Source organism: Robiginitalea myxolifaciens (assembly GCF_900115205.1).
Lineage (GTDB): Bacteria > Bacteroidota > Bacteroidia > Flavobacteriales > Flavobacteriaceae > Robiginitalea > Robiginitalea myxolifaciens.
The window spans coordinates 495075-520813 of the sequence record NZ_FOYQ01000002.1 but is presented as its reverse complement, the minus strand read 5'-3'; the positions used below and the strand labels follow the sequence as shown (position 1 = coordinate 520813).

Below are 25739 nucleotides of genomic sequence, written 5' to 3'. Positions count from 1 at the left end.
TCCTGATTGCCAGACAATCAAAAACCCGGTAGTATTTGGGCTACCGGGTTTTTTTATGCTTAATGGATTGTAATTTTTATCGCGCGAAGATCAGCCGGAATGGCTCTGCATATTGATAGCCAACAGTATTGCCGAAATACGCAGCGGCCGTACGTAATCCTTCCAGACTGCGTGGATGGGGATGATCCCGAAGTTCGGTCTGATAAGCTTCCATAGCCTTCAGTTTTATCTCCAGGGTCTCGGAAATATCAACGAAAACATTTGGGCTAAACCACTGGCCACCAAGGATATTTCCCCATTCGGTGGACGAATTCACGTAGTAACTCAGTAAATAACGTACACATTGACCCGGCACTGGCCGACAGGCCACCACGGCACTGTCATAAATCTCCTTATGGTCGCGGTTAACATCGGTGTGATCCTGGACAAAAACCGTGTCGTACTGCCCTTTTTGGATAATTTCACCAAGGGCGGAGTTTTTATCGACATGGGCCACCGTGTCCAGGCGCATGTCAGGAAAAGTCATCCTCGGCAGGAGATTAGCTCCCATAGTTTTCATGGCAAGCTCAGCCTCCTTGAACTTATGTTCGAGGATCTTATCATCCCCGGCGTATTGGGTGCTACTGCCATCGGTAAAAATCAGCACATCCACAGTTTTACCTGCCTGGGCCAAAAGCGGTATCGTTCCGCCTACGCCCAGGACTTCGTCGTCCGGGTGGGCTGCGATTACCAGTATTTTCTGAAAAGAATCAATCACTTTATTCCTTTTTTTAGCTTGTAAATTTCGTCCTGGACACTATAGCCCAGTTTGTCCCCGATTTTAAAGAATTTGGGTTCGGGAATTTCCCCGTTGGCCAGGGTCGCTCCACCCAACCAAAGGTTTCCATCGGCAAATTGAACCAGGATTTCCCCACCCTTTCGGGTTAGTATTTGCCCTCGGGTCCCCGAAAATTTTCCTTCCTCGTCTTCCCGCACCTCCCAGAAGATGACTTTTTCATCCTTGTAGTAGGTATAGGCACCGGGATAGGGCTTGGAAACAGCCCGAATCAGGGCATCCATATCGGCGGCGCTGCGATCGAAGCTCAACAGGCCATCGGCCGGAGTCCTTTTACCGCGTACAGTAGCTCCTTCCTCGGATTGTTGCAGAAAATCAAAGGGCACCCCTTCACTGATCTGCTTGTATATTTCAAGGAAGCCCAGGGATAGTTCCCGGGCAACGATGTCATAGAGTTCGCCAACATAGGCGCGGGTGGGGATATTAAAATCGCGTTGGAATAGCAGCATCCCGGTATCTACACCCGTGTCAATTTTAAAAAAGCTTACGGCGGATGCTTCCAACCCTTCCAGGATAGTCCAGGGCAGGGGGGCACGACCACGCCCATAGGGTAGCTTACTGGGGTGTGTCCCTACTATAAATGCGCTAAAACAACGGATGAAATCCTCCCTGAATATTTGGCTCCATCCGAGGGTAAACAAATAATCAGCCTCCTTTGCCCCAAGTGATTCCAGGGTCTCCGGGCTATTCACATTCGTGCTGTCCAGGGTCTCAATTCCGTGTTGCTCGCAAAAAGGATGTAAATCGTAATAATCGGAAACCTGTGGATTGGGGCCGCTGGGCAGGGTTATCAAGCCGGTAATCTCACAACCCTGGTCTACCAGGTATTTTAAACTGTGAAAGGATTCCAGATTGGCGCCGATGCACCAGATTTTTGCCTTATGTTGCTGCCCCGACATAAGCTCAGGCTTCCTGTGTTTGGGCTACGGCAGCTTCCAGTTCCAGGCGTTCCAGTCCAAAGCGTTCCCGGAAGCCCGGGGTCACCAGTTTTAGTCGGTACTTGGCCATTTTCCGAACGACATTTTCAACAAAGGACTTGCTGAAAATGGGATAGGAATTCATTTTCTTGACAGCTTCCGGGGTACTGCAGTAATTTTCTGTGTTCCCAATGCTGTATATGGCACCTGCAAAAGGCAGGGGCTTCAGCGACTCCCCTGTGGGCAGTGCTTCCCACTCATGGCTGAACACCGGTAATTCTCCTTTCTCGTTGACCAATTGAGGCGCCAGATCGGCACGAACGATCAGACAGGTTCCGCAAAGCACGTTAAAGGTGTTTTTATTGAGAAAGATCAGGTTACTGCCTTCGTTATAGATATACCCTTTTTTAATAAACCAGCCGGCAGGTTTGTCTTTGGCGTCTGAGGCGAATTGCGCCAGGCCATTGTGGATACAATCATCGGCGTCAACAACCATGATGTAATCCGGATCATAAGCCTTGGATCGCTCCATCCCTGCCTTGATCTTGCGAGCCTTGTCGGCCTCCTTAGCGGCATTGCGATAGTGTTTAGGATCTGCCTCCTGAGGGGTGGTGCGGGCGATCATATCGTCTGTTGGCGGATCGAAATCTACCTGAAGGAATTCCAATTTGTCGTGGGTAAAATCGACGGGTGGAATTTCATGGCAAACCGCTATTACCCGGAAATCCTCAGAGGTTTGGTTACAAATGGAGCGCAGGGTTCGGTCTACCAGAACTGAAAAAACCTTCCAGTTGGTACTTACCTGTTCGCTTTTTATGGGTACTATAAATACTAACATCTTAGTTGCTTATGATTTAGGAGCCCGGTAAGCCGGGAAAAATTGTGTTTCGCCCACGCCTGAAGCCTGGGTTAACTTCTCGTATTCCGCGGGGTTTACGATATAACGCCAGATTATCCAGGGATAGGTCTGGTCGGAAAATGATGATTTAAAATCGAAGAGGGCATCGGCCTTACACTGGTAGCCTCCCCCTAAATTGAAAAACCGGAATCCTTCCTCTGTTCCCCGTACCCGCATCTCGTCAATAAGTAAGCGGGACGGTGCCAATCGCATATGATCGGGGTGCGTACCTGAGAGGTGATACTGAATGATATCATTCGATTTCACAAACATGGACCCGGCTGCCACGGCATCTGTTTCCAGATCTAAGGCCAGCAGGATATCTGTTTGAAAACCGTCACAATCCAGGAAATTGAAAAAATACTCCTGGTCAAAGAAATAGCTGTCATCGGCATCGAGCTTTTCCATGGTCATCAGATACACTTCGATGAAGTTAAGGACATCTTCCCGGCTTTCGGCCAGTTTAACCTTGAAATTACGACGCGCTTTGTTTACCCGGCTCTTGGTATCCCGACGGTAGGCCGCTCTGGAAGCCGCGAGGTCGCGAGTCAGGTCGATATTTACCAAATCGCCCAGTGGACGCAGGGTTCCCAGGCCTTCCAACAGCTCGTTTTGTCCGGGGATGAACGGATTCATCCGGGTGAAAATGGATACGACACCCATTTCCAGCAAGTAGTGCTCCAGGGTTACTTTGTATGTGGCAACCACCGATTCCTCAGGGGATTCTCCCAGGTTGGAAAGTGGTCCGGCGTAGCCGTATACAGAAGTGGCGTCCTTCAGATCGCTGTCTGGAATATCCCGAAGGAGCAGCGGAAGGAGTATCAGGGCATCCCCAGCCGAATATTCCAGTAAAACAGGGGATTCCCCAGTATTTCTGGAGATCTGGTGATAGTCAAAAGTGTGGTAAAAATCATAGGTGTCCACACGCCCCAGGAGATTCTCCCATGCTTGTTTTTCAGTATGTAAACGAATGCTCGTTTGCGACATTACATTAACTTTTGATAGACCTTCAGGGTCTTTTCAGTCATTGCTTCCAGGGTGAAATGGTTAAGGGCCCTGTCTTTCCCCTTGCTACTAACGTCATCCCTAAGGGATGCATTGCCCAATACCTGCGATAAAATGGATTGCAGGGCGCCCTGATCTGCTCTGGGATAAATAAAGCCATCGACCCCATCGGTAATTTGATCTAGGGCACCATTGGTATCGGTGCGTATTGTGCAGCAACCGCTCATCATGGCTTCCACACAGACCAGCCCGAAGGCCTCTGATAGGGACGGCAGCACAAAGACGTCGAATAATTCATAGAACGGTTTAGGATCCTGAAAAGGAACCTGGATAATTTCCAGGGTTTCGCGTGCCTCAGGCAGTAAGTCTTCCAGCCATTTCTGATCGGCCTCCGAGTAGTAGTCTCCCAGAAAAACCAGTTGAATATGGTCCCGTAGCTGCGGCTTTAGGCTGGCGGCAGATCCCAAAAGGACATCCAGGCCCTTTTCGCGGGTAATCCGTCCCACAAAACCTATGAGCAAGCGATCATCACGGAGTCCGTAGCGTTTCCGTAGTCCGGACAAAAGTGATTCCGGGCTGTTTTCAGCAAATCGGGATGGGATTCCATGGCATACAACCTGCACAGACGCAGGCTTGGCACCAAGGGTTTCAATGGCAAAATTCCTGGACTCCTCGCTAATGGCAATAAGCGCCGTAGCGTTCTTATAATTGATCTTTGGACGCAACTGAACATTGTGCACCGTGCTCACAAAGCGTTTTCCCAATAACCAAGGCAGAAAAGTGAGGTAGGGGGACTGCACGTGTAATACATCGTGAGGGGTTCGCAACAGCCACCAGAGAATTTGCACAGTAGCCAGGACTCCCTGGACAATTTTTATGGGAAGTATGCCCTTAGGAGTAATAAAAACCCGGGACGAATCGAGGCAAGCTGCCGCTTCCGCATATATATTGGCCAGATAAGGATTGTCCGGGTCGGTATTCCCACCCGAAATCAGCGATACGCTGTGCCCGCCTGCTTTCAAACCTTTGATCAGGTCAATGGTATGTAACGCTACGCCGCTTTTTTCAATACGACTTAAGAGTAAGAGGACTCTCATAGGGACGTTATCTGCCGCCTTGGGCTTTTTCTATCTCCGCAATAGTATCCTTGAGGATCTTTTGCGCAGTTTTAGCGAATTTCGGATAGGCTGTCTCAAAAGTTTCCCCAGGATCCAGGCGAATGGGTTCCTGACAAACAATGGTGCCTGCATCGACCTGTTCATCAATCACATGGGTCGTAATTCCGGTAATTTTAACGCCGTAGTCCAGGGCCTCCTGAATAGCCTTATGGGTGTTGAGGAAGCTGGGGAACAGCGATGGGTGTATGTTGATGATCTTTCCCGGAAATGCCTTCAGCAGCTCTTCACGTACCAGGTACTTGAAGCTGAGCAGGAGCACATAATCAATTTCCCTGTCTTGTAATAGTTGGGTCAAATGATGCTGGTATGCCGCCTTCGATGGAAAATCCGCCAACTGCACGCGGATATTCTCCACACCCTGACTTTCGGCGGCTTCGGCGGCCCCACTGGGGAGCCCATCGTAGATTAATAAGGAGATTTCAGAACCTTCCAGCTGCCCTCCGCCGTAAGCTTCGATCAGGTCTTTAGCGTTCCGTCCCCAACGCGAGGTTAGGATGGCCCATTTTAGCTTGCCCTCTTTGTTCATCTAAATCCAGCATTATAGAACTTGGATCCGCAACGTTGTCCTTGGAGCGAATCACATTGATCACAGTTTGTATAATAATTTTGATATCCAGGGGGAAGCTGAGCTTTTCCACATATTCGGCGTCCTTCTGAAGTCGCTCATCCCAATCCAGGAGGTTTCGCCCGGATACCTGCGCCAAACCGGTAATTCCCGGTAGTACGGTGTGCCTCAATCGTTCCTTTTCCGTGTAGAAAGGCAGGTACTTCGGTAATAGTGGACGCGGGCCAATCAGGCTCATGTCTCCTTTGAATACATTGATTAGTTGCGGAACCTCATCGAGGGAGGTCTTTCGGATTATCCGGCCCACGGGAGTTAGTCGCTTACTATCCGGTAACAACTTACCTTCGCCATCCCGCTTATCGTTCATGGTCTTGAACTTGATAATTCGAAATATTTTCTCGCCCTTTCCCGGACGTTCCTGCCGGAAGAATACGCTCCCCGAATTCGCGAAATAGAGCAGTATTGAGATGAGAAGCAGTATCGGGCTCAGTATGAGTAACATACTTGCCGATATCAGCAGGTCGATCAGGCGTTTGAAGTATTTTCTGTACATGTTGGGTACGAAAGATTCGCTGAGAACAAAGTAATTAATTTAAGGCGCTATGAGTCAAGTAAACTAGACGAATGGTCCGATTCCTGCGACTAGGCCAGTGAAAAGGCCTTGCTAGGACAGCGGAAAGCCCTGGCTAGCCGTAAATGCGGCCAATTTTTCATAAGCCCTGCCCACCTGCAATTCAGCAACCATATGGGCATAGCCTTTATTGCCCATGGTCTCTCGCAGGTCAGGATTCTCATACAGCTGTAAGAGTTTTTGCTTCAGCGCCTCCGTATCCGGGGCGTGCGCCCAGAAACCTGCTCCTACTTCTTCCAAATCCCTTCCATAGTCCGTATTCAGGTCAATGGCCGCAAGTACTGGCTTGCGGGCGTTGAAATAGGTAACTGTCTTGGAGGGGTAATTGGGAATGGTAAAATCTTCGCTCAGCGAGATTAACCCTACATCTGCAACCTGCATCAATTCAAAAAACCCACTTCGGGTCAGGTAGTCCCAGACCATGACGTTGCTCATCTTTCTTGCAGCAACCTCGCGATCCAGGCTCTCTTTTTCCACGCCTCCACCCACAATGAGGAAGAGCATATCGTCTATTTCACAGCAGGCCTCGGCCAGGGCAAGTACATTTTCCATCTTCTGTGGTTTTCCGATGTTTCCCCCAAAAAGGACCACAAATTTGCCCTCTAGACCAAAGCGGGCTTTTACTTCATCCAGCTGTTCGGGAGGTAATAAGTCATTTTTAACCCCCCAATTGGGCAATAAATGCAGCTTATCCGGATCGACTTCAGGGTTGTGTCGTCGGATATAAGCCATATTCTCTGCCGACATACAACCGATATAGTCACTGACTTTGTAAAGGGCTCTTTCGGTGCGACGAAAGTGTTTAAACAATAGGCTTCCCGGCCGCATCATGCCTAAATCCACGGCATTTTGCGGAAAAATGTCCCGAAGGACGAGATAAACTTTAAGCCCTGTCTTTCGTTTGAGCCATTGGGCAGCAACCGTAAGGGTAATGGGAGGGGTAGGGAGGATCAGCAGATCAAAGTTCAGATCGATGCCACTGCGCTTCAGGGCCCTTTTATAGGTGTAAGGCATCAAAACGGTAGTCAGGCCTTTCTGAATTAATCTCGGGCCAAAACCCTTTATCTGGGCCACTCGCAAGACCTGAAATCCATCCTCCTGCTGCACACCGGTATGTTGTGCATCATAGGCCGGGCCAACGATCACTACCTCGTGCCCCTGTTCGCGGAATGCTACCATGAGTTCCGTATACATGTTGTGGTACTCATTCATGTTGGGTACCGCAAGGCCAAGGAACAGGATGCGCATTTTAGGAGTTTTTGGACCAGACCACCCGATTGACGTAGTCTGTGTACGAAAGTATAATGCGAACTACTTTTTCACTCACATTAGGCATGCTGTAATCGGCCACCTGTCGGAAATTACGTTCCGGGTTGCGCTTTTGGGCGGTCAGGATTTCCAACCCCTGTAAAATGCGTTCCGGCTGAAGGCCAACCATCATTACCGAAGCCTCTTCCATGGCCTCAGGACGCTCGTGCGCTTCCCGGATATTAAGGGCCCGGAAGTTCAGGATAGAAGACTCCTCGGAGATTGTTCCGCTATCCGAGAGGACAGCAAAGGAATGATACTGCAAAGCGTTGTAATCACTAAAGCCCAGAGGCTTGAGAAATTGAATTAATTCATGCGTCTTAACATCTTTGGAATTCAGCATGTTACGTGTTCTCGGATGCGTAGATACGATAACCGGATACCCGTACTTCTCCGCGATACTGTTCAGGGAGGAAATGAGGCCTTCAAAATTCCGTGGATTGCTGATATTTTCTTCCCGGTGGCTGGATATCACAAAGTATTTTCCTTCCTCCAGGTTCAAACGCGTCAGAACGTCGGAGTTTTCGATTTTGTTGCGGAACTGACCCAGCACCTCAAACATCGGACTTCCCGTTTTTATAACACGGTCCGGCGGCAAACCTTCCCGGAGTAAGTACTCCCGTGCGATATCGCTATAGGTGAGATTGATATCGGCAATGTGATCCACAATCTTGCGGTTGGTCTCTTCCGGAACACGCTGGTCAAAACAGCGGTTTCCAGCTTCCATATGGAAGACGGGTATTTTGCGCTTTTTGGCCGGAATCGCGCAGAGGCAGCTATTGGTATCCCCCAGGACCAAAAAGGCATCCGGATTGATCGATTCCAGAAGCGGATCAATGGCAATCAGAATTTTACCCACGGTTTCCGTGGCATTGGCACCTGCTGCATTCAGGAAATGATCTGGCTTTCTAATGCCCAGGTCCTCAAAGAATATTTCGTTGAGTTCGTAATCGTAATTCTGTCCGGTATGAATGAGGGTATGGTCAATGGCGGTATGCCGATCCAGGGCGTTGAGCACACAGGCCAGGCGGATGATTTCCGGGCGTGTTCCTACTACCGTTACGACTTTAAGGGGTTTCACGATGATTGATCTTTTATTGGGTATGGTTAATCTTTTTGAACAACGTCTACAAAGAACGTATCGGGATCCTCCGGGTTATACGGTTCGTTAATCCAGAAGAGGGTAATGAGTTCCTCCTGTCCGACATTGCTGATATTGTGTGTGTACCAAACAGGCATATCTACGTAAGCGGGTGCCTCCCCGCTAAGCTCGTAGGTAATAACCTCGTCGGTTCCGATTTTCCTGAGTTGAATTTGTGCTTTGCCCTTGATAACGGCAAAACGCTCAGCTTTTCGCGTGTGAAAATGGTTGCCCCGGGTTATGCCGGGAACGGTGGTGGAATAGGAAAACTGGCCTTTGCTGCCTGTTCGGGCAATCTCCACAAAGCTTCCCCTTGGATCCGTGTGCAAGGTAAAAGGCGCGGGATAATGATCTGTCGGGATATAGCAACGGAAGGTATTGAAGAGGGCCCTTGTAAAGGTGTCCTCCACATCCGGAAATTCCCCGTTCTCCATGTAATCTGAACGAAACTGCAGGAGCAGGTTTAAGATTTCTGTCACTTTATAGAAATGGCGCGGTGCAATCGCATGGGTCCGGAAACTTGCCGAGGTATTCTCAGCGCCCTTCCCGGTTTCAGACGCAGTTTCGGTTGCCGTGATCGGGGAAGGGAAGGCCTTGGGAATAAGTCCCATGGCTTCGATAATTTCACATACCAGTTCATTGACGTAAATCAGGCCTATCTCATTGTCCTGGTGAACTTCTACCGCTTCGCCATGGGCGATTTTGTGGCAAAAAGTGGCCACCACAGAATTGTAGTTGGGCTTTCCAAAAGGTCCGAATACGTTGGGAATGGTCAGGGAAGTGCAACGCCCGTTGGTTTCCTCAGACCATTGTTTGAATAATTCTTTTCCGGCGAGCTTGGATTCACCGTAGCGATTCTCCTTAGATTCCTGGGTGGAAGAGGCAAATAGGATATGAGGCGTGTGATCCGCGGCCTTACAAGCTGCGATTAACTTTTCTACCAGTGCTACATTGGTCGCATAGATGACCTCCGGATCGGGGTGCCGGTTCATGGCAGCAAGGTGTACTACAGCGTCGCAGGCTGCTACAAATGCCTGGAGTTTTTCGGAATCCTCGAAATAATCCCGCTGAAAAGGAATAAGTTCCAGGGATTCATCAAGGGCCAGGGTGTTGGCCAAATGGCTACCTACGAATCCGTGTTGTCCTGTAATTCCTATTTTCATGACCTATTCATTTTCGCGAAACTCCCATTTTTCAAGGGGAAACCGATAATCATCCGCTGTTGAATCCGCAACACTGCAATCCGAAAACACCAGCAGTTCTGAATCCGGTGCCGCGGCTTTTATGGCGGTGCACATGCCCCCGGTTACGTATACGACCTCGGGAGAATCTGCCTGCAAGTTATAGACATCCGGCCGAATGGATTCATCCGGCGACTCGAAGTTTTCAACACGTACTGTATTGAGCACAAAACTTCCCCGGACGCAATGGAACCATTTAGACTCCTTGCGATGCCCCTGCCATCCCCGAACCAGGGTGGTATTTGCCGGTTTGATTCGGTAAAAGCGTTGAACTGCGCTTAGGTCCAGGTCGTTGCAAAAAACCATTTCCCCCCGGTGGTCTTCAAATTTCGCTCCCTGAATGCGCGATGCTGGCATTTAAAGCTGTTCTTGGATAAACTCCAGATCGGTAAGGGTTTTCTTGAGCTCCTCCATATTCAATCGCTTGGTGTTGTGCGAGTGATAATCTTCGATTTTGCTCATGTCTACTTCCCCTTCCGAGAAATAACGACTGTAGTTCAGGTCGCGGTTATCGGCCGGAATACGGTAAAATTCTCCCATATCCACGGCTTTCTGCATTTCCTCGCGGGTACACAGGGTTTCGTAGAGTTTCTCCCCGTGACGCGTTCCTATGACCTTTATGTCGTTTTCCGCTTCAAAAAGCTGACGGATTGCTTCGGCAAGGTCCCCGATGGTACTCGCAGGAGCCTTGTTTACAAAAAGATCCCCCTGGTTGCCGTGCTCAAAAGCAAAAAGGACGAGGTCCACAGCATCCTCCAGTGACATCAGAAAGCGGGTCATGGTAGGATCGGTTACCGTTAGCGGCAACCCTTCCTTGATTTGTTTTACGAACAAGGGAATTACGGAGCCCCGAGAGGCCATCACATTCCCATATCGGGTGAGGCAAACCGTAGTCTTGTTTTCCGGGATATTCCGGGAAGCAGCTACGGCTACTTTCTCCATCAGGGCCTTACTGATCCCCATTGCGTTGATCGGGTAGGCCGCCTTGTCGGTACTCAGGCAGATAATTTTTTCCACGCCGTTGGCTACTGCCGCATCGATGGTATTCTGCGTTCCAAAGACATTGGTTTTGGCCGCTTCGATGGGGAAGAACTCGCAGGAAGGCACCTGTTTCAGGGCTGCAGCGTGGAAGACGTAGTCTACACCACGCATGGCCTTGTCGATACTCTCGTATTGGCGAACATCCCCAATGTAGAATTTAACCTTGGGGTTCTTTAATTGGTTTCGCATATCGTCCTGCTTCTTTTCGTCGCGGGAGAAAATGCGTATTTCTTTAATATCGGTTTCGAGAAAGCGATTGAGAACGGCGTTTCCGAATGATCCGGTTCCGCCTGTAATCAGTAAGGTTTTATCCTTGAACATGGTTAAGTGTAAGGGTTTTATTCAGTTCTGGGGTTACAATTCCTATATTTTCTGTGCTACAAGGTAGCTGAAAATTGTAGCTTTTTAGACAAAGCGCAACAAAGTAACGCTTCTTTGAGGTATCAACGGATGTTCCTTTGATAAATTACATATTAATTGGACGAATGCACGATTTGGTAACGGGCCAAAAACCCCGCATCGGATGATCACCACGAATCTTCGATGATTTGCGGGATTTGAAGCCCTTAGGGCTGGGACCGAAGGAAATCGGCAAATGCAGACTGAAAATGGTCAATATCCCCCGAGATATCCTTCAGGAACACCTCGCAATTTGTATTGAAGACTGACGCGTCAAAATCACGTACAAAGTTTTCTATTTTTTCAGGTACTTCACAGTATTGATCAATGACGATTCCCAGGCCGTATTTAGCCACCAGTTCGCTCTGGGCGGTTTCCGAATTCACCAGGCAGGGAATGCGATACAATGCGGATAAGTATAAGCGGTTACTTAGCAAACTGGCTCCTTTGTTGAATTCTGTTCTGCTGATCAGGATGTTCAGGAAGTCAGTATCGGCCAATAAGGCTTCTTCATCGGGCTTATTGTATTGTCCGTAAAAGCTAATGTTAGAACAATCCCTGGATTCCGCAAAATCTTTTAACGCTTGCAGGGTAGGGCCCGAACCAATGAAATTCATTTGTATGGCCTCATTATTGCAAAGTTCCGCGACGAAGCGATGGTCAGAATCATAGTCCTTTATCTGTCCTATTGTTGTTAGTACTAGCGGCCATTTTTCGGGACTTGGGTAGTCCTTCCCGGTTCGCGACATATTTTCTTGTACCAGCTCAGCCCCTACGTTATGTCCGGTTATCAGCGATTTGTGCGGCGGAAGCCACTCCTTGAAACCAGGAGAAGAAATGACGATATGGTCGGCGCCTTGATAGCAGCGCTTGAAACGTCCGGGAAAATGATTCATCATTACCGAGAAATCCCGGATATCAAGCATAAACTCTCCACGGTACGACCCGGTGAGAAATTTTTGGAGAAAAATCGCCAATTGCGGGGTAAACACCACCACCCGGGTATAATTGCCAGCTTTCAGGGACCTTTTAATGAATTTTGCAAATCGCAGATAGTCGATAAACTTGTTCCAGGGGTAGCGGTGTTTGGGGATTCGGGAGAAGACTTGCTTACCTGCTTCCTTTCCGGTCCTATCCCAGTAGTACAAACTATAATCCGCTCCCGTTTTCCGGATTACCTCCAGGTAATAGTTGAGGTAGGGAGCATTAGAAGGATTGTTGGGAAGGATTAACGCTACTTTCATAAAGACGCTATTTGTACAAGTCTTATGATACTGAAGGTATATGTATTTTGTTTCCCATAGTTAGCCTGGCGAACTCCAGTACTCTGTGCGCCTGGACTTTATTGTTTTTATGGGTAAGCACAAAGGCCTTGGCCTGTTTCCCGAATTCATGCAAATCCTGTGCGCTTTGAGACATAACTTCCTCTAGTTTCCGGGCCATTTGCTCAGGATCTTCCCCTTCAAATAGATAAACAAAGGGCTTATATTCCGGGGGCATACCAGGCAGGGGAGTGGTTAGGGTTGGCGTACCCGATGCCATGTATTCCATATTTTTCGACGGGAATGAGTATTTGGTAAATTCCTCTGAGGACGGACGGGGGTTTACCAGTAAGCTCGCTTCTAATTGAGCGTTAACCACTACATTGGTCGGTACCAGACCATGGTAAATGACCCTGGGATCCTGCGCTGAATAAGTGCCCAGATCTTTTTCCATGGCCCCTGATCCGTATAAATGGAGTTCGGTATTGGGATCGCTGGTTTTCATAAAGGCCAGCACCAAATTCTCAACCCCATATTTTGCGAAGAGCCCCCCGCCGTAAAGGATTACCCTGGGAGAAGCTTTTTTGGTCAGATCGTTTTCCACCGAAGACATATTCATGTCCACCAGCCCCTCAACAATAATGTAGGGTCTGTTTTTGGGATTTACAACTGCCGACATGGCTTCCGTAAGTAAGATATATCCGGAAAACCTGGCAAGCGCAGAACGAGTTACCACGCTATAGAGTTTACCGGTGAAGGTTTGCCGGGATTCTGAAGAGGTGACCATCATCCCCGGGATATCCGTGACAATCCCGAGACATTTGCGGCCGGTGATTTTAGCCGCCGCAATAGCTGCCAGGCTCAACGTGGGATTCAGCGCATCACAGATCAACACGCGCTGGTCCTTTCGTCCGGAGAGCAACCAGAAGATATTGGAAAAGAAATACGCCAGGAACGCCCCCAGGTTCTTTAAAACCGGGAGATTGATAAAGGGTACATATCGGTATTGGACTCCCCTGGATTTTTCTCCTGGAAGGCGCCACCAAATACGGGAGTGATTCCTTCGGACTACAGGAATTATGCTGTAGGTCTCCACCGTGCAGTCGGAGGCCAACATTCCCATACCTTCTGCCAGCAGGCGATGAAACTTTTGCGCGGCAAGTTGAGGTTTCCGTGTGGAAGTCTCAAAAATATACTGAAGTGTGGCTTCTGAACAGAGGGCACTGAGATAGCGGACGCGTATCATTCTGGATTTTGTAGGCTTTTATACTTATTCACAATTCCTATGAACAAGCAGAACAATGCAAATTTGGTAAATGATCCGTCGATTACTGGCTCAACCATAAAAAGCAGAAAGAAGGAAAGCCCGTAGGTAACAAAAATGACATTTATCGGTATTTTCTCCTTGTTGCTTCGAACTGCCCTCCAAACATCCCTAAAGCCCCGGAAGGTAAAATAAAGGAGGAGAACAAACACAATAACGCCTCCTGATCTGTAGACATCCAACCACAGATTGTGAGAATGCCCGAATTCGGTTACATCCCAACCCAAGGGCTCTTTGATCATATATTCAAAGGATTTTGCCCAGCGATCTGTTCGGCCGCCACCACTGGCAACTTCGCCTGCTCCCCCTTTTTCGATACGCCTCGAAAAACTATTGAGCCAGTTGGCGTCCAGGTCAAACGATACTTTATTAGCGATAACAATAATCCCCACCATGATACCCATTATCAAGGCCAGATTACGCTTAAAATTCTGTCTGGGTAGAACATAGAACAAGGCGGTCAAAAACGCCAGCACAGTAATACCTAGTTGAGTCCGGCTTCCCAATCTCAGAACGCATACCATGCTGAGCACATAGATTATAGCCAGGACTATTTTATAACTGATTTTAATCCGATCCCTACTGGTTGCAAGAATGGCTGGTAGGCACATTGTAAAGATGAAGTAGGCTGCCATCCCGGTTGCGTTCATTTTGGTTTCACTCCAAAACATCGGAATATTTCGATCTCCCTGAACAAAACCACCTTCTGCGATGTTCAGCAAAACGGACAGCAACGCCGGAGAGGCCAAAACAACGCCTATCATTATCAGCAGGAGGTATAGCTTTTTGCCTGTACCCAGAATATGCACCATATACTTCCCCCAGAAATACATGGTTACGGGAATGGCGGCATAGACCAGGATATATTGGATTCCCTTAAGCGGGTTTACCGCATAAAACAGGGCGTGAACTACACAAAAAAGCATCAACCACATTCCGGTACGATCCCAGTTCTTAGAGGCAAACTGACCCCGGAACAAGAACATTGTGGGAATCAACAGGTATCCCAAAAGAAATCCGTAATTAAACAAATTAATGATTAACCCACTGATCAACAGAATGTTGAAGATTCCAACACCCTTAAAAAAGCTGATATTTACGGAAGTATTTTCCAATGGGCTATTTGCCTAGATTTCAGGGACGGTGTAGCCAAATGCCTCTATGTCTTTCTTAAAGGCATCCGCCACCAGGGCTACCGTTTCCGGCGTGTAATAATGCAGGAACTTTTTGTTGTCCCTGCTCTTCTTTAAGTGAGGCACCTCAATTTTGATATTTAATTTCGTGGCGATAGCCTCCATATCTTCGTTAAGGGTTTCCAGTTTACCAACGTAATCCACCAGCAACTGATCCCCATCGTAGAAAAAATCTTTTTGAAAACGCAATTCCTTCTCGATCCGCCACGCTAAATACTTTTCAAAACTCCCCAGATTCTTGATGAATTCATGTTGATAGTGATCTTTGTCCTTCAGCATAAATTCATATAGGGAAACCTGCCAATCCCAGGGATTGCGAACGAAGCCAAATTTAAAATAACTTTCGAAGACTTCAGCTGGTAGTTTGGCCTTCAAATCTTTGGCCCGAATATGCCCGTCGAACTGACTGGAAAAAATTTTCGGGTACTTCCCAATGAGCATGCCTAGTTTCGTGCCTAAAGAACTCTTAATAGGGGATTTGGAATTATAGTTTCTCAGGCCCGTACGGATACTGGTTCCAGCCACTTTGTAGTTGTGGATAAAAATGAACTTTTTGGTATGGGATATTAACATAGGTCGCTATGGAATAGGTACAATTGACTAACAAGTATACTCCGATAAAATTGCTTTACCTCCTAAAAAGGTGTGTAAAACGATGGAAAACCCAATAATTCCGACAACTCGAAACATTAGGGTGGAAGGGAATCTCCCTCAGGCAAATCCCTGACAATTAATTACCATTTTTCTCGTTAAAAAACCAACTTTGCGATTGCTATTCGCTTAGATCAAAATATACTATGATTTTCTTACAACCCCTGGGAGGCCTTTGTAATCGCTTGAGAACTTTAGATTCGGTAATAGACCTCTGCGAAAAGTACAATCGGGAACTAACCGTATTTTGGGTGAATAATGCAGCGTTAACAGCTCCTTTTGACGAATTATTTGAGCTTAAGGATACCCGGGGTGTAACGATTAATCTCATCGATGCCCCCGTAGGATTCCCGGATTTATATCGTTCTCCAGGGAATCTGCTAAAAAATTATCTCAAGGGCAGGAAGTTGACGGGAAATCAAAGTCAATTACTTAAAACCGTCAAAGCCATTCCGGAATCCCGGATAATCTGGAAGGACGATCTTCAAAAACTTTACGATTCAGGAAGTTTCGTTAACTCCCATAGCGTCGATGAAATGGACGCGAGGCTCTATCCGTTGGTTCAGGAGGATGTGGAAAGACTGTTTCAAGGAAATGCCGGCGAGAATGTCTACATAACCTCTTGTTACCGTTTGAGTCCGGTGCTGGATGCCTACAAGAAGTTTGAGCCTACAGCTGAACTCAAGGAGAGAATCGACAAAACCACGAGTTCTTTTACGAGGACTATAGGATTGCATATACGCAAATCGGATCACGAGACCTCCAAGAAGTTTAGTACTACAGAAAAGTTTGTGGGAGTAATCGAAAAAGAAATTGCTAACGATAGCCAGACCACTTTCTTTATTTCCACAGATGACGAGGCAACCAAAACTGATCTTATTGATAAATACGGCGATCGTATTCGCTTCAATGCAGTTTCCAGCTACGAAAGGGATAGCCCGGAAGCTGTAAAAGATGCCGTTGTTGACTTATACTGCCTTGCGGCCACATCCAGACTTTACGGGTCTCACCACAGTTCCTTTAGTCAGGTAGCGGCTATAATCGGCGGCATTCAGGCCACTACCGTAATGTAAACTTCTGGGTAGTCCCGGTGAGCTTATGCCAATCAATTCCTGAGATGCTTCAGGAAAAAAAACGCTTCAATTTCTTAACCACCAAAAATCGGGCAAGTCGGATAACTTCCCTGAGGTACAGCACTTTGGTTTCATAGAAGAGTTCTTTGGCCAGGTCTGAATCGGAATCGGGGAGCTGCCCGGCTTTCTCCATATCGTAAAGGAAATAGTCTGTTCCCGAAATTTCATGGATGATGTTGGCATCACGGGGTTTTAACTTTCTGCCGAAACGCTTAATTACATCGCGCTCGATTTTTCGTGATGAAAGTAAATACCGGGTTTGTGGATTGTGTTTGGTGCCATAAAGATCAACCGTTAGCTCTTCTTGGGATACTCCTAAAGCTTCATTGAGGTTTTCGTTTTCGAAGAAAACATCGTAAACACTTTTGGAACTATCGAGGTCACTGAATTGATATTGCTTCTCAACCCCTTCAAAAAGCGGGATTTGATAGTCCGTATTGCTCTCCTGCACATGGGTCCCCGAGTCCCCGAAATTGGTACTCAAACCTATTTTTGGATACAGGAAGTAGGTCTTGGTTTCCACCAGGTACTGTATGAAATACTTCAACCAGGATTTTTCTGACCAGGCCGAAACATAAGCTGGTAAATCATCGGAAGCCTCCAGAACTCCCTGATCCTTGTACCATTCGCGAAATCCACGCCATTGCGAACTGGTCCAGGCCTGTCCCCAGGAAGAAGCGAACTGGAAGTACCAGTTATCGTAGCCATCCTCCATTGGACTGAACTGTTTCTGGCACAGCACATTTTGCTTATGGTTGTACAGGGAAACCCCGGAAATATAGGGTCGGCTCTCAGCGAATGAAAGCGCTTGTGAGGTATAATTGTAAAAATCGCGCGCTACAATAAGATCGTCCTCCAAAAGTATTACGGATCCATAGTCCTGACTCAGGTCGCCACATTGAAGGACATGCTTTCTTAAGCCCAGGTTAACCTCTTGATAATTGATCTGTTTATCCCCGTGCTTCCAGGAAAAGGATTCGGCAACCGTGAGGACATCACCATTGGACTCGGCGCGATCAATACTAATGATCAGGGGGATGTCCTTGGAACTGTAAACAGCCCTGTTCAGCGACTTCAACAGCCTCGACAGGGAATCCGGCCTATTGTAAGCGATCACTATAATTGGAGTTCGGCTGCTCATTTTTCAAACGTACCGATAAAAGAAGAAATATCCCGAAACCTATCCGCATTGGCAGCGATCCATTCGGGATCTTTATTCCACCATTTGAAACCAATTAAAAATTCTCTTTGGTCTTGTTCAAAGCGGTATTTCAAATGTTTGCCGGGACTTCCTCCCACTATGCTGTATGGTTCAACATCCTTTCTGACCAGGGTATTGGTAGCGATTATTGCACCGTCTCCAATGGTTACCCCATCCATTATTCTTACGTGATTACCAATCCAAACGTCGTTCCCGATCTTAATGGAATAGGGCGTATTTGGATCAAGCGGGGGTTCAAATTCGGTGTATTGCTGTTCTTTTACGTAGGTGAATCCGGCCTGCTTGCGGGTTGAAAAGAATGCAGGGTGGGTACTTACGAATTTTTCCGCTGGGTGTTTTCCGAAAACGCCAGTAACGTCGTTGCCAATAGAACAATATTTACCGATGTGCGTATTGGTAAAAGCGCAGCCGGCTCCAATGTAACTCCCATAGCCCAGATGGCTGCTGTGGAAGGAAGAATTTGCGCCCAGTGCATTATTCCCTTCAAAACTGGCCGATTTCCCAATGAAGGATTTTTGGCCGAAAATAACCTGAACCTGGCCTTTTAGCCTGGTTTTCAGCCACCATTGCGCTATGCCGGGAACAAAAGGAAGCGAAAGAAGTAAGCGTTTTATCATCGTCGGATCAGTTGGAACTCCAGGCTATAAGTTCTTTCTTAAATTGGTCACCTTGCTAAGGGTTAGTTTATATTCAGGAATCGGGAAAAACCGGATCAGCAGCCAATATAGTATTCCAGCGGCTATAGGGATAATGATTATCGCCAGCAAGTCACTGAAATTCGCTTGCATTAACAATAACGAAAAAATTACCATTATCATATTAGCCAACAGAATCCAACGGATATCGATAATTTGCTGGAAAGCGTTGTACTTCAATAACTTGCCAACGTAGTAGGAATTGATAAAGAAATGAATTCCCGTCGCCAGTAGTTCGGCCAGGGCTATCATGACAATCCCATAGGGCAGGGCTATGATCACCAGGGTCGCCCGAATAGCAATTCCGAGATATTGCTGCCTGAGGACAAGATCGGTCCTCCCGATAACATAGAGGAGGTTTAAATTGAGGCCCGAGAGAATGGTGATGGAACGCGCCACACAAAAGATCTGCATCACCGGAACGGCGAGCATCCATTTTTCCGTAAGCACAAAGCGGACTAAAGGCTCTGCAACTACTGCAAGTCCCAATAAAATGGGTAATACAACCATTCCGGATATCTTCAGAATTTTCTTGGAGTGGGAGACTAGCAATTTCGTATCGTCCTGAAAAGGCGCAAGCCCGGGCAGTAATACACTATTCAGCGTACCGCTGAACAAACTATACACTACGGTTGAAAACTGAACCCCTCTGGAGAAGAATCCGAGCGCATTGGCGCTGAGGTATTTACCGATTAGAATAGCGTTCAGATTGCTGAATATATTGGCCAAAAGGGCGGAAACCAGCAGCTTTGATCCGTAGGAAAAGAGCCCCTTAAAAGAAGTTTTTGAGAATTTCCAAATAGGCTTCCAACGGGAGTAAATCCAGGTTAGGAAGGCCGCAAGGATTGCGCGTATCAGCGATTGCCAGACCAGGGACCAGACGCCGAACCCATTATAGGCCATATATATGGCGATTAAACCGGAAATAACGACAGAAATCACGTTGATTTTCGTCAGTGTCTTAAAATCCAGAAGAATGGTCAGCAGGGTAGTGGGTACCGCAAAGGATGCGTTGATTATCAGGGTAATGGCTAGTACCCGTAAATAATCGACCAGCAAAGGGACTTCATAAAAATCCGCGATAAACGGGGCGGAGAACCACAAGATGGCATAACAAGCCAGTGCAATGCCCAGGTTAAAGAGAAAGACGGTGGAGTTGTCGTCCTCGTCCCGATCCTGTTTGTGAATCAGGGCGTTGGTAAATCCACTATCGACAAAAACCTGAGAAATGATAATGAATACCATCAGGATGGCGAGCACCCCATATTCTTCCGGGCTGAGTATCCGGGCCAAGATGATACCCAACAGGAATTGGGTAGCCTGGGTGGAAATACGGTTCAAAGCACTCCATGCTGTACCCTTGAAAAGTTTATCTCCAAAACCCATTAGGTCCTTTGTCTTTCGTTCAGCGATTGGCGATTAGCAATGCATCACCGGGATTGGCTGGTATACCAGGAGTATATGTCTCGAATGCCCTGCTCCAATTCCTTGACGTGCTTCCAGCCCAGGTTGTGGAGTTTGTTTACATCCGTTAGTTTCCTGAGGGTTCCGTCGGGTTTAGAGGAATTGAAATAAAGCGATCCCTGAAAACCAACCTCAGCTTTGATTTGTTCCGCCAGCTCGGCAATTGAAATGTCTTTGCCAGTACCGATGTTAATGTGCGTGTTTCTGATTTCATCAGAATCCGGACAGGTTTGAGCAAAGTCGAGTTGCTCCATAATAAACACGCAGGCATCTGCCATATCTTCAGACCAGAGAAATTCACGTCTCGGGCGACCTGATCCCCATATCTCTACGTGCACCTGGCCATCTTTAAGTTTTACACCGTATTTCTCCAGGATGCCCGTAATTTCAGCATCTGTGCTGTTTTGGTCCACCCCTTCGATTGGCAGGTTTTTCAAATCGGAACGCAAGGTTTCCCAATCGGCATTTTCAAGTGCTTTACCCAGGTGGATTTTCCGGATTAATGCCGGTAATACATGGGATTTTTCCAGATCAAAATTATCATTGGGCCCGTAGAGATTGGTAGGCATTACAGAGAGGTAATTTGTACCATATTGCAGATTATAACTCTCACATAGCTTTATGCCCGCAATTTTGGCAATTGCGTAGGGCTCATTGGTATATTCTAATGGCCCGGTCAGGAGGTATTCTTCCTTCATGGGTTGCGGGCACTCTTTGGGATAGATACAGGTGCTTCCCAGAAAAAGAAGTTTCTGAACACCGGAACGATACGATTCATGGATGACATTATTTTGTATCATCAGGTTGTCGTAAATAAATGTACCGCGATAGGTATTGTTGGCAACGATACCGCCTACTTTGGCTGCTGCCAGAAAAACAACGTCTGGCTTTTCCTTGGCGAAAAATTCTGCAACCTGAGCGGAATCCCTCAAATCCAACTCTGAGCTTGTGCGCAGTAAGAGGTTTTGGTACCCTTTCTCCTGAAGACTTTTAAGTATTGCACTGCCAACCAGGCCACGATGACCGGCTATGTATATCTTACTATCCTTATTCATGCAATTACTCGAAATAGTTCATGATACGGTAGCCGCCATCCTTGAGGTATTGTTCTTTTTCCATTAACCTCAGGTCGCTCTCTACCATATCCTCGATTAAGTCCTCCAGCTCGTATTCGATTTGCCAGCCTAGTTTTTCTTTTGCTTTAGTTGGATCACCAATAAGCAAGTCTACTTCGGTAGGTCTGAAATATTTAGGATCCACAGCGAGAACTTCTTTTCCAACAGGTAATTGATATTTTGGATTACTGCAGGATTTCACCACAGCAGTTTCATTAACTCCTTCGCCTTTGAATTCCAGCTCAATGCCCACTTTATCAAAACTCATACGCACAAATTCACGAACTGGGGTGGTTTTACCTGTGGCAATTACCCAGTCTTCGGGTTGGTCTGCCTGGAGGATTAACCACATCATACGAACGTAATCCTTGGCATGTCCCCAATCCCTTTGCGCATCGAGGTTGCCGAGATAAAACTTCTCTTGTAATCCCATGGCAATTCGGGCTGTAGCTCGCGTAATTTTCCGGGTAACGAAGGTTTCCCCCCGAATCGGGGATTCGTGATTAAATAAGATCCCGTTGCAGGCAAACATATCGTAAGCTTCCCGATAGTTTACCGTGATCCAATACGCGTACATTTTAGCCACCGCATAAGGGCTTCTTGGGTAAAATGGAGTTGTTTCGGATTGAGGTACTTCCTGAACCTTACCATATAACTCGGAGGTAGAAGCCTGGTAAATACGGGTTTTCTTTTCCAATCCAAGCAAACGCACGGCATCCAGGATACGGAGCGTGCCGATACCATCGGCGTTGGCGGTGTATTCCGGCACTTCAAAAGAAACCTTTACATGACTCATTGCGGCCAGGTTATAGATTTCGTCGGGTTGAATTTCCTGGATCAGACGGATGAGATTCGTACTATCGGTCATATCTCCATAATGGAGAATGAAATTGCGATCTTCAACATGTGGATCCTGGTATATATGATCGATTCTATCCGTATTGAATAACGATGCTCTACGCTTGAGACCGTGGACTACGTACCCTTTTTTCAATAAAAATTCGCTGAGATAGGCGCCGTCCTGTCCTGTTACTCCTGTAATTAGTGCTACTTTACTCATTAATAAGACTGGGTTGAGATATTCCTTGTTAATTATCGACAAAGATGGGGATTTACATCTTTTCGTGAAATGATTCAAGTTGAAATTCAACAAATAACGTTGAAATAAGGACTATGTTGCTGGAGACAAAAAAAGCCCCCGATACGTTCGGGGGCTTTAAACTTTTTGCAGAAAATCCTAATTAGGCGGCGTAAATCCGACGTTTGACCAGCTACAATTCTGGAAACTAGCGTTCAAATTGTAGGATGGACCTCCCTGAATTCGTTCAATCTTGAAATTGTTAACTCCCTGGATCGTACAGCCACTTAATACGGTGTTGCTGTTGGCACGATCGACCTCGAAAAGGTAATCCAGGTTTATAAACCGGCAATTGTTAAACCTATTGTTGTCGGCGCTACTCGCATGGTTTGCAGTTTGAAAGTATCCAAAGGCAATTCCTGAGAAGGCATCTCTAACGGTAACCCGATTGAAGGTGTTGTTATCACTTGCATCGTCCACATCTCCCGCAGCACCGTCGTTCCAATCCTGGAATTTAATCGAGCAATTCGTCAGGGTTATATCCTCCAGGGTATTGTTGTTGGAACCGTTGGCAAGCCTCATTCCACCTACTTCTGGAGAGTTACTGTCGATATGGGACTCTTTTAGAATGTTTCCGTTGCGAATGGTGTTGTTGGAAGTTTGAGGGAATTGCAACCCTAACTGCGTATTCACAATTTCGAAATTGTTCAGGGTATTCCCGGTGATCTGGCCGTTTCCTTTAAAGGTAATTCCATGGCCACGATGCTCCAATTGTCCTACGCGCTTCACATAAATGTTGTTGAAGTTCGAGTTCCTTACACCTTCGGCAATCAGGAAATAGTAATCGGTTGGATTAATGTTGTTGTCTGCGTAGACCTCAACATTACTTACACTCATTCCAACCCCGTCTTTCAGGGTTACCCCCTTGGCCCCTGCATTGATGACGATTGAGTTCTCCAGCTTAACGTTATTCCCTGCCAGCCAGATTCCATTCCCGGAGTAATTCAGGAAGGCATTAGAGGTTGCAGATGGATAAGAATGAGAGGGGTTGTAATCCCCGATCTTCACTGCGATGATATTCTTAAACTCATTGTACTGCCCAATAGACTGCAGACCAAATTCATATTCGGTAAACTGGAAGTTTTCGACATGAATGTATGAACCGGTGATATAGAATCCGGTACCAGATCCTTCCCCAGAAGGTGCAGATCCTCGAAGGAGCGGCATTTTTGAGGCATTGAGCTGCTCTCCGTAATTGAAAGACGAGCTACCATAGGTTACGATATCACCCGGGGTATTGGTGTACCCAATAAACTTGATTGGATTGCCATAGGATCCACTGCGATTCACGTGAATCTGTTTGTTTCCGTAGTTTCCGGCTTTGACATAGACAATGTCACCAGGCTGGGCCGCATCAAAAGCATGTTCCAGACTCCAGGCTGTGCTTTCGCTGAGCCCACTGGCGTATGCGCTTCCGCTAGGAGTTACATAATAACCGGGAGGTGCGCTGCCGCCACCGCTTCCTCCGCTGCTTCCACCTCCGGACGAAGATTCAACAGTAATGGAAATTGTAGCCGTTCCAGTAACTCCCTGGTCATCGGTAACCGTTAGGGTAGTGGTATAAGTGCCCGGGGTATTAAAAGTATTCTGTGTCGTTTGACCATTTCCAGTCTCAGTATTTCCAAAATCCCAGGAATACGATACAATCCCGGAATCGTCCGTTGAGGCAGTGGCATCAAAACTAACGGTCAAAGGAGCAGGTCCTGAGGTAGGATTTGCTGAAATGCGAGCTACCGGAGACTGATTATTTGTTGAGGAAGACCCGGTAACCGTTATGGTCAGGTTATCCGTACTGGTTAGCCCCTCAGCATCGGTTACAGTTAAGGTAACACTATATTCTCCCGCTTCGGTAAAGGTTCGGCTGGGATTTTTGGCCGATGACGGGTCATTGGTTCCAAAATCCCAGTAATAACGGACTATACCTTTATCATCGGTAGATTCATTTGCCGAAAACTGTACGTTCAGGGGGGCTTCTCCTGAAGTTACAGAAGCGGATGCTTGAGCAACCGGCGCCTGATTATCCCCTTCCTGTACTGTAATAGTGATTATGGCTTCATCAGTAAGCCCATTGCCATCGGTTACAAGTAAGCTGGCATTATAGGTTCCCGGCTCGGTGTAGGTATGGGTGGGATTGATCGAAGTCGACGTGGACCCATCTTTAAAATCCCAGGCATAAGATGCAATTGCTGTGTCGTCAGAAGAGTCTTTACCTTCAAACGATACCTCCAGAGGTGCCTGCCCGTTGACCGGGGTGGCGTTGACAACGGCCTGAGGTGCCTGGTTCTCGGTGGATCCAGAGCCCGTATCTTCTTCCTCACCAGCACTTCCAGACGTGGGATCGGCTACGGTGATGGGGTCTGCCTCTTCCGGGGCATTATAGGTCACAACGAGTTTTGGGAATGCTTTGGAGGGGTGCTCTTTGGAAGCTATAGCCAGATCATTTCCGTTGGCATGGAACAGGATTAAGGTAGTTTTACCGGGAATCATATCTGCAGCACTGAGTACAATTTCCTGAGTACTTCCTGCGATAAAGGTATCATTGATTTGTCCGAGTAAAACGTCTGAACCGGGCGCATTGTCGAAATCGAGCTCCGTTTCGTCCCATTCCCCTTCTAATCCCTGATATACCTGAATTTCTCCGTCACCCCCATCGGTCATGATAGTAAACTGAAAGGAAGCGTCAGTTATGTAGCCGCCGATGGCTTCAATTGGGGATAAGTCAAAGAGCAAATAACTGGTCCGGCTGCCTTCCTCCAGGCGCATTAAAGTTTCATTGTAGCCCTTTCCACTTTGCAGGTAGGCGTCATCAGTAGGAGGGAAGGTCGTGGTTCTGGCTTCGAAGCCTTCTTCCATTCCCGCATTACTTTCTTCTTCGGTAGTCTCTGAGGTGGTTTCCTCAGTGGTTTCCTCTGTAGTTTCTTCGGCGGTCTCTGAGGTTGTCTCCTCGGTGGTTTCTTCGCTAGTCTCGCCTTCTTCCGGCGTTACTTCCTTTTGATTTTCGTAAAATTTTGCGTCGCTGATTATATCAGGGTCCTTTGAACATCCCAGTACAAGACAAAGGACTAAAAATGCAAAAGCAGGTATTGTGCTCCAGTAGATTCACGTGGGGTGAAATCTCATGAGTCGGATTAGGGTTTGGGGCTAGGTATGTTTGCTCTACTAGGTAACTGAATTAATCGGCAAAAATTATGATTTAATCGACGAAATGCACTTTTGCATGCAAAAATTTGTCAACAATTTCCAGGGAACTTATCCGGTCAAATCACGATACCAAAAAATATATCGTGTGTTTTACGGATGAAATTGCTCCTTTGGACGACAAAAGAAGGTGATTTTAACGTTTTTTTGATAAAAAACTCGATGAACTGCACACTCTTAATCAG

The 25739-nt window shown here is 47.1% G+C and carries 23 protein-coding genes; 1 reads left to right on the top strand and 22 read right to left on the bottom strand.

Annotation, left to right across the window (positions count from 1 at the left end; translation table 11 throughout):
* Nucleotides 1-76 precede the first annotated feature (76 nt).
* From BM318_RS10395 to BM318_RS10320, 16 genes are all read right to left on the bottom strand, one after another.
* Nucleotides 77-757: a PIG-L deacetylase family protein gene (locus BM318_RS10395; RefSeq protein WP_092982550.1), complete on the bottom strand. Its 681-nt coding sequence runs from the start codon at nt 755-757 to the stop codon at nt 77-79.
* Nucleotides 754-1734: a methionyl-tRNA formyltransferase gene (locus tag BM318_RS10390; protein ID WP_092982549.1), complete on the bottom strand. Its 981-nt coding sequence runs from the start codon at nt 1732-1734 to the stop codon at nt 754-756. Before BM318_RS10390 ends, BM318_RS10395 begins: the two co-directional genes overlap by 4 nt.
* A gap of 4 nt (nt 1735-1738) precedes the next feature.
* Entirely contained in the window at nt 1739-2590 is an 852-nt protein-coding gene (locus BM318_RS10385) for a glycosyltransferase family protein (RefSeq protein ID WP_092982548.1), read from the bottom strand.
* A 9-nt stretch (nt 2591-2599) separates the two neighbouring features.
* Nucleotides 2600-3637 carry a GNAT family N-acetyltransferase gene (locus BM318_RS10380; RefSeq protein ID WP_092982547.1) on the bottom strand — a complete coding sequence of 346 codons (1038 nt, stop codon included), beginning with the start codon at nt 3635-3637 and terminating at the stop codon, nt 2600-2602.
* Nucleotides 3637-4752: a glycosyltransferase family 4 protein gene (locus BM318_RS10375; protein WP_092982546.1), complete on the bottom strand. Its 1116-nt coding sequence runs from the start codon at nt 4750-4752 to the stop codon at nt 3637-3639. Before BM318_RS10375 ends, BM318_RS10380 begins: the two co-directional genes overlap by 1 nt.
* A gap of 7 nt (nt 4753-4759) precedes the next feature.
* Nucleotides 4760-5359, bottom strand: a complete 600-nt coding sequence (locus BM318_RS10370; RefSeq protein WP_092982545.1) for a formyltransferase family protein — start codon at nt 5357-5359, stop codon at nt 4760-4762.
* Complete coding sequence (locus BM318_RS10365; RefSeq protein WP_092982544.1) at nt 5298-5951, bottom strand: sugar transferase; 654 nt, start codon at nt 5949-5951, stop codon at nt 5298-5300. Before BM318_RS10365 ends, BM318_RS10370 begins: the two co-directional genes overlap by 62 nt.
* A gap of 111 nt (nt 5952-6062) precedes the next feature.
* Nucleotides 6063-7277 carry a glycosyltransferase family 4 protein gene (locus BM318_RS10360; RefSeq protein WP_092982543.1) on the bottom strand — a complete coding sequence of 405 codons (1215 nt, stop codon included), beginning with the start codon at nt 7275-7277 and terminating at the stop codon, nt 6063-6065.
* A 1-nt stretch (nt 7278) separates the two neighbouring features.
* Entirely contained in the window at nt 7279-8418 is a 1140-nt protein-coding gene (wecB, locus tag BM318_RS10355) for a non-hydrolyzing UDP-N-acetylglucosamine 2-epimerase (RefSeq protein ID WP_092982542.1), read from the bottom strand.
* Between the two features lie 26 nt (nt 8419-8444).
* Nucleotides 8445-9641, bottom strand: a complete 1197-nt coding sequence (locus BM318_RS10350) for a polysaccharide biosynthesis C-terminal domain-containing protein (protein WP_092982541.1) — start codon at nt 9639-9641, stop codon at nt 8445-8447.
* A 3-nt stretch (nt 9642-9644) separates the two neighbouring features.
* Entirely contained in the window at nt 9645-10076 is a 432-nt protein-coding gene (locus tag BM318_RS10345; RefSeq protein WP_092982540.1) for a cupin domain-containing protein, read from the bottom strand.
* On the bottom strand, nt 10077-11081 hold the full coding sequence (locus BM318_RS10340; protein ID WP_092982539.1) for a polysaccharide biosynthesis protein: 1005 nt from the start codon (nt 11079-11081) through the stop codon (nt 10077-10079).
* 245 nt (nt 11082-11326) lie between these two features.
* Nucleotides 11327-12403, bottom strand: coding sequence for a glycosyltransferase family protein (locus BM318_RS10335; RefSeq protein ID WP_092982538.1), 1077 nt, complete (start codon nt 12401-12403; stop codon nt 11327-11329).
* Nucleotides 12404-12425: 22 nt separating this feature from the next.
* Nucleotides 12426-13667 carry a glycosyltransferase gene (locus tag BM318_RS10330; protein ID WP_092982537.1) on the bottom strand — a complete coding sequence of 414 codons (1242 nt, stop codon included), beginning with the start codon at nt 13665-13667 and terminating at the stop codon, nt 12426-12428.
* Complete coding sequence (locus BM318_RS10325; RefSeq protein ID WP_092982536.1) at nt 13664-14860, bottom strand: O-antigen ligase family protein; 1197 nt, start codon at nt 14858-14860, stop codon at nt 13664-13666. Before BM318_RS10325 ends, BM318_RS10330 begins: the two co-directional genes overlap by 4 nt.
* Before the next feature lie 12 nt (nt 14861-14872).
* The gene (locus BM318_RS10320; RefSeq protein ID WP_092982535.1) at nt 14873-15511 is read right to left on the bottom strand and encodes a sulfotransferase family 2 domain-containing protein; all 639 of its coding nucleotides are present in this window, start codon (nt 15509-15511) and stop codon (nt 14873-14875) included.
* Between the two features lie 224 nt (nt 15512-15735).
* Here BM318_RS10320 and BM318_RS10315 point away from each other — a divergent pair, with 224 nt between their 5' ends.
* A complete protein-coding gene (locus BM318_RS10315) occupies nt 15736-16662 on the top strand; it encodes an O-fucosyltransferase family protein (RefSeq protein ID WP_092982534.1) in 927 nt (308 codons plus the stop codon).
* Nucleotides 16663-16711: 49 nt separating this feature from the next.
* Here BM318_RS10315 and BM318_RS10310 read toward each other — a convergent pair whose 3' ends face one another.
* The 6 genes from BM318_RS10310 to BM318_RS10285 all read right to left on the bottom strand — a co-directional run bounded on the left by BM318_RS10310 (nt 16712) and on the right by BM318_RS10285 (nt 25209).
* On the bottom strand, nt 16712-17839 hold the full coding sequence (locus BM318_RS10310) for a glycosyltransferase family protein (RefSeq protein WP_218154997.1): 1128 nt from the start codon (nt 17837-17839) through the stop codon (nt 16712-16714).
* A gap of 20 nt (nt 17840-17859) precedes the next feature.
* On the bottom strand, nt 17860-18561 hold the full coding sequence (locus BM318_RS10305; protein WP_092982532.1) for a CatB-related O-acetyltransferase: 702 nt from the start codon (nt 18559-18561) through the stop codon (nt 17860-17862).
* A gap of 24 nt (nt 18562-18585) precedes the next feature.
* Nucleotides 18586-20025, bottom strand: a complete 1440-nt coding sequence (locus BM318_RS10300) for a lipopolysaccharide biosynthesis protein (protein WP_092982531.1) — start codon at nt 20023-20025, stop codon at nt 18586-18588.
* 44 nt (nt 20026-20069) lie between these two features.
* Entirely contained in the window at nt 20070-21158 is a 1089-nt protein-coding gene (locus BM318_RS10295) for a GDP-L-fucose synthase family protein (protein ID WP_092982530.1), read from the bottom strand.
* A 4-nt stretch (nt 21159-21162) separates the two neighbouring features.
* Complete coding sequence (gene gmd / locus BM318_RS10290) at nt 21163-22278, bottom strand: GDP-mannose 4,6-dehydratase (protein ID WP_092982529.1); 1116 nt, start codon at nt 22276-22278, stop codon at nt 21163-21165.
* Nucleotides 22279-22455: 177 nt separating this feature from the next.
* Nucleotides 22456-25209: a PKD domain-containing protein gene (locus tag BM318_RS10285; protein ID WP_092982528.1), complete on the bottom strand. Its 2754-nt coding sequence runs from the start codon at nt 25207-25209 to the stop codon at nt 22456-22458.
* Nucleotides 25210-25739 lie beyond the last annotated feature (530 nt).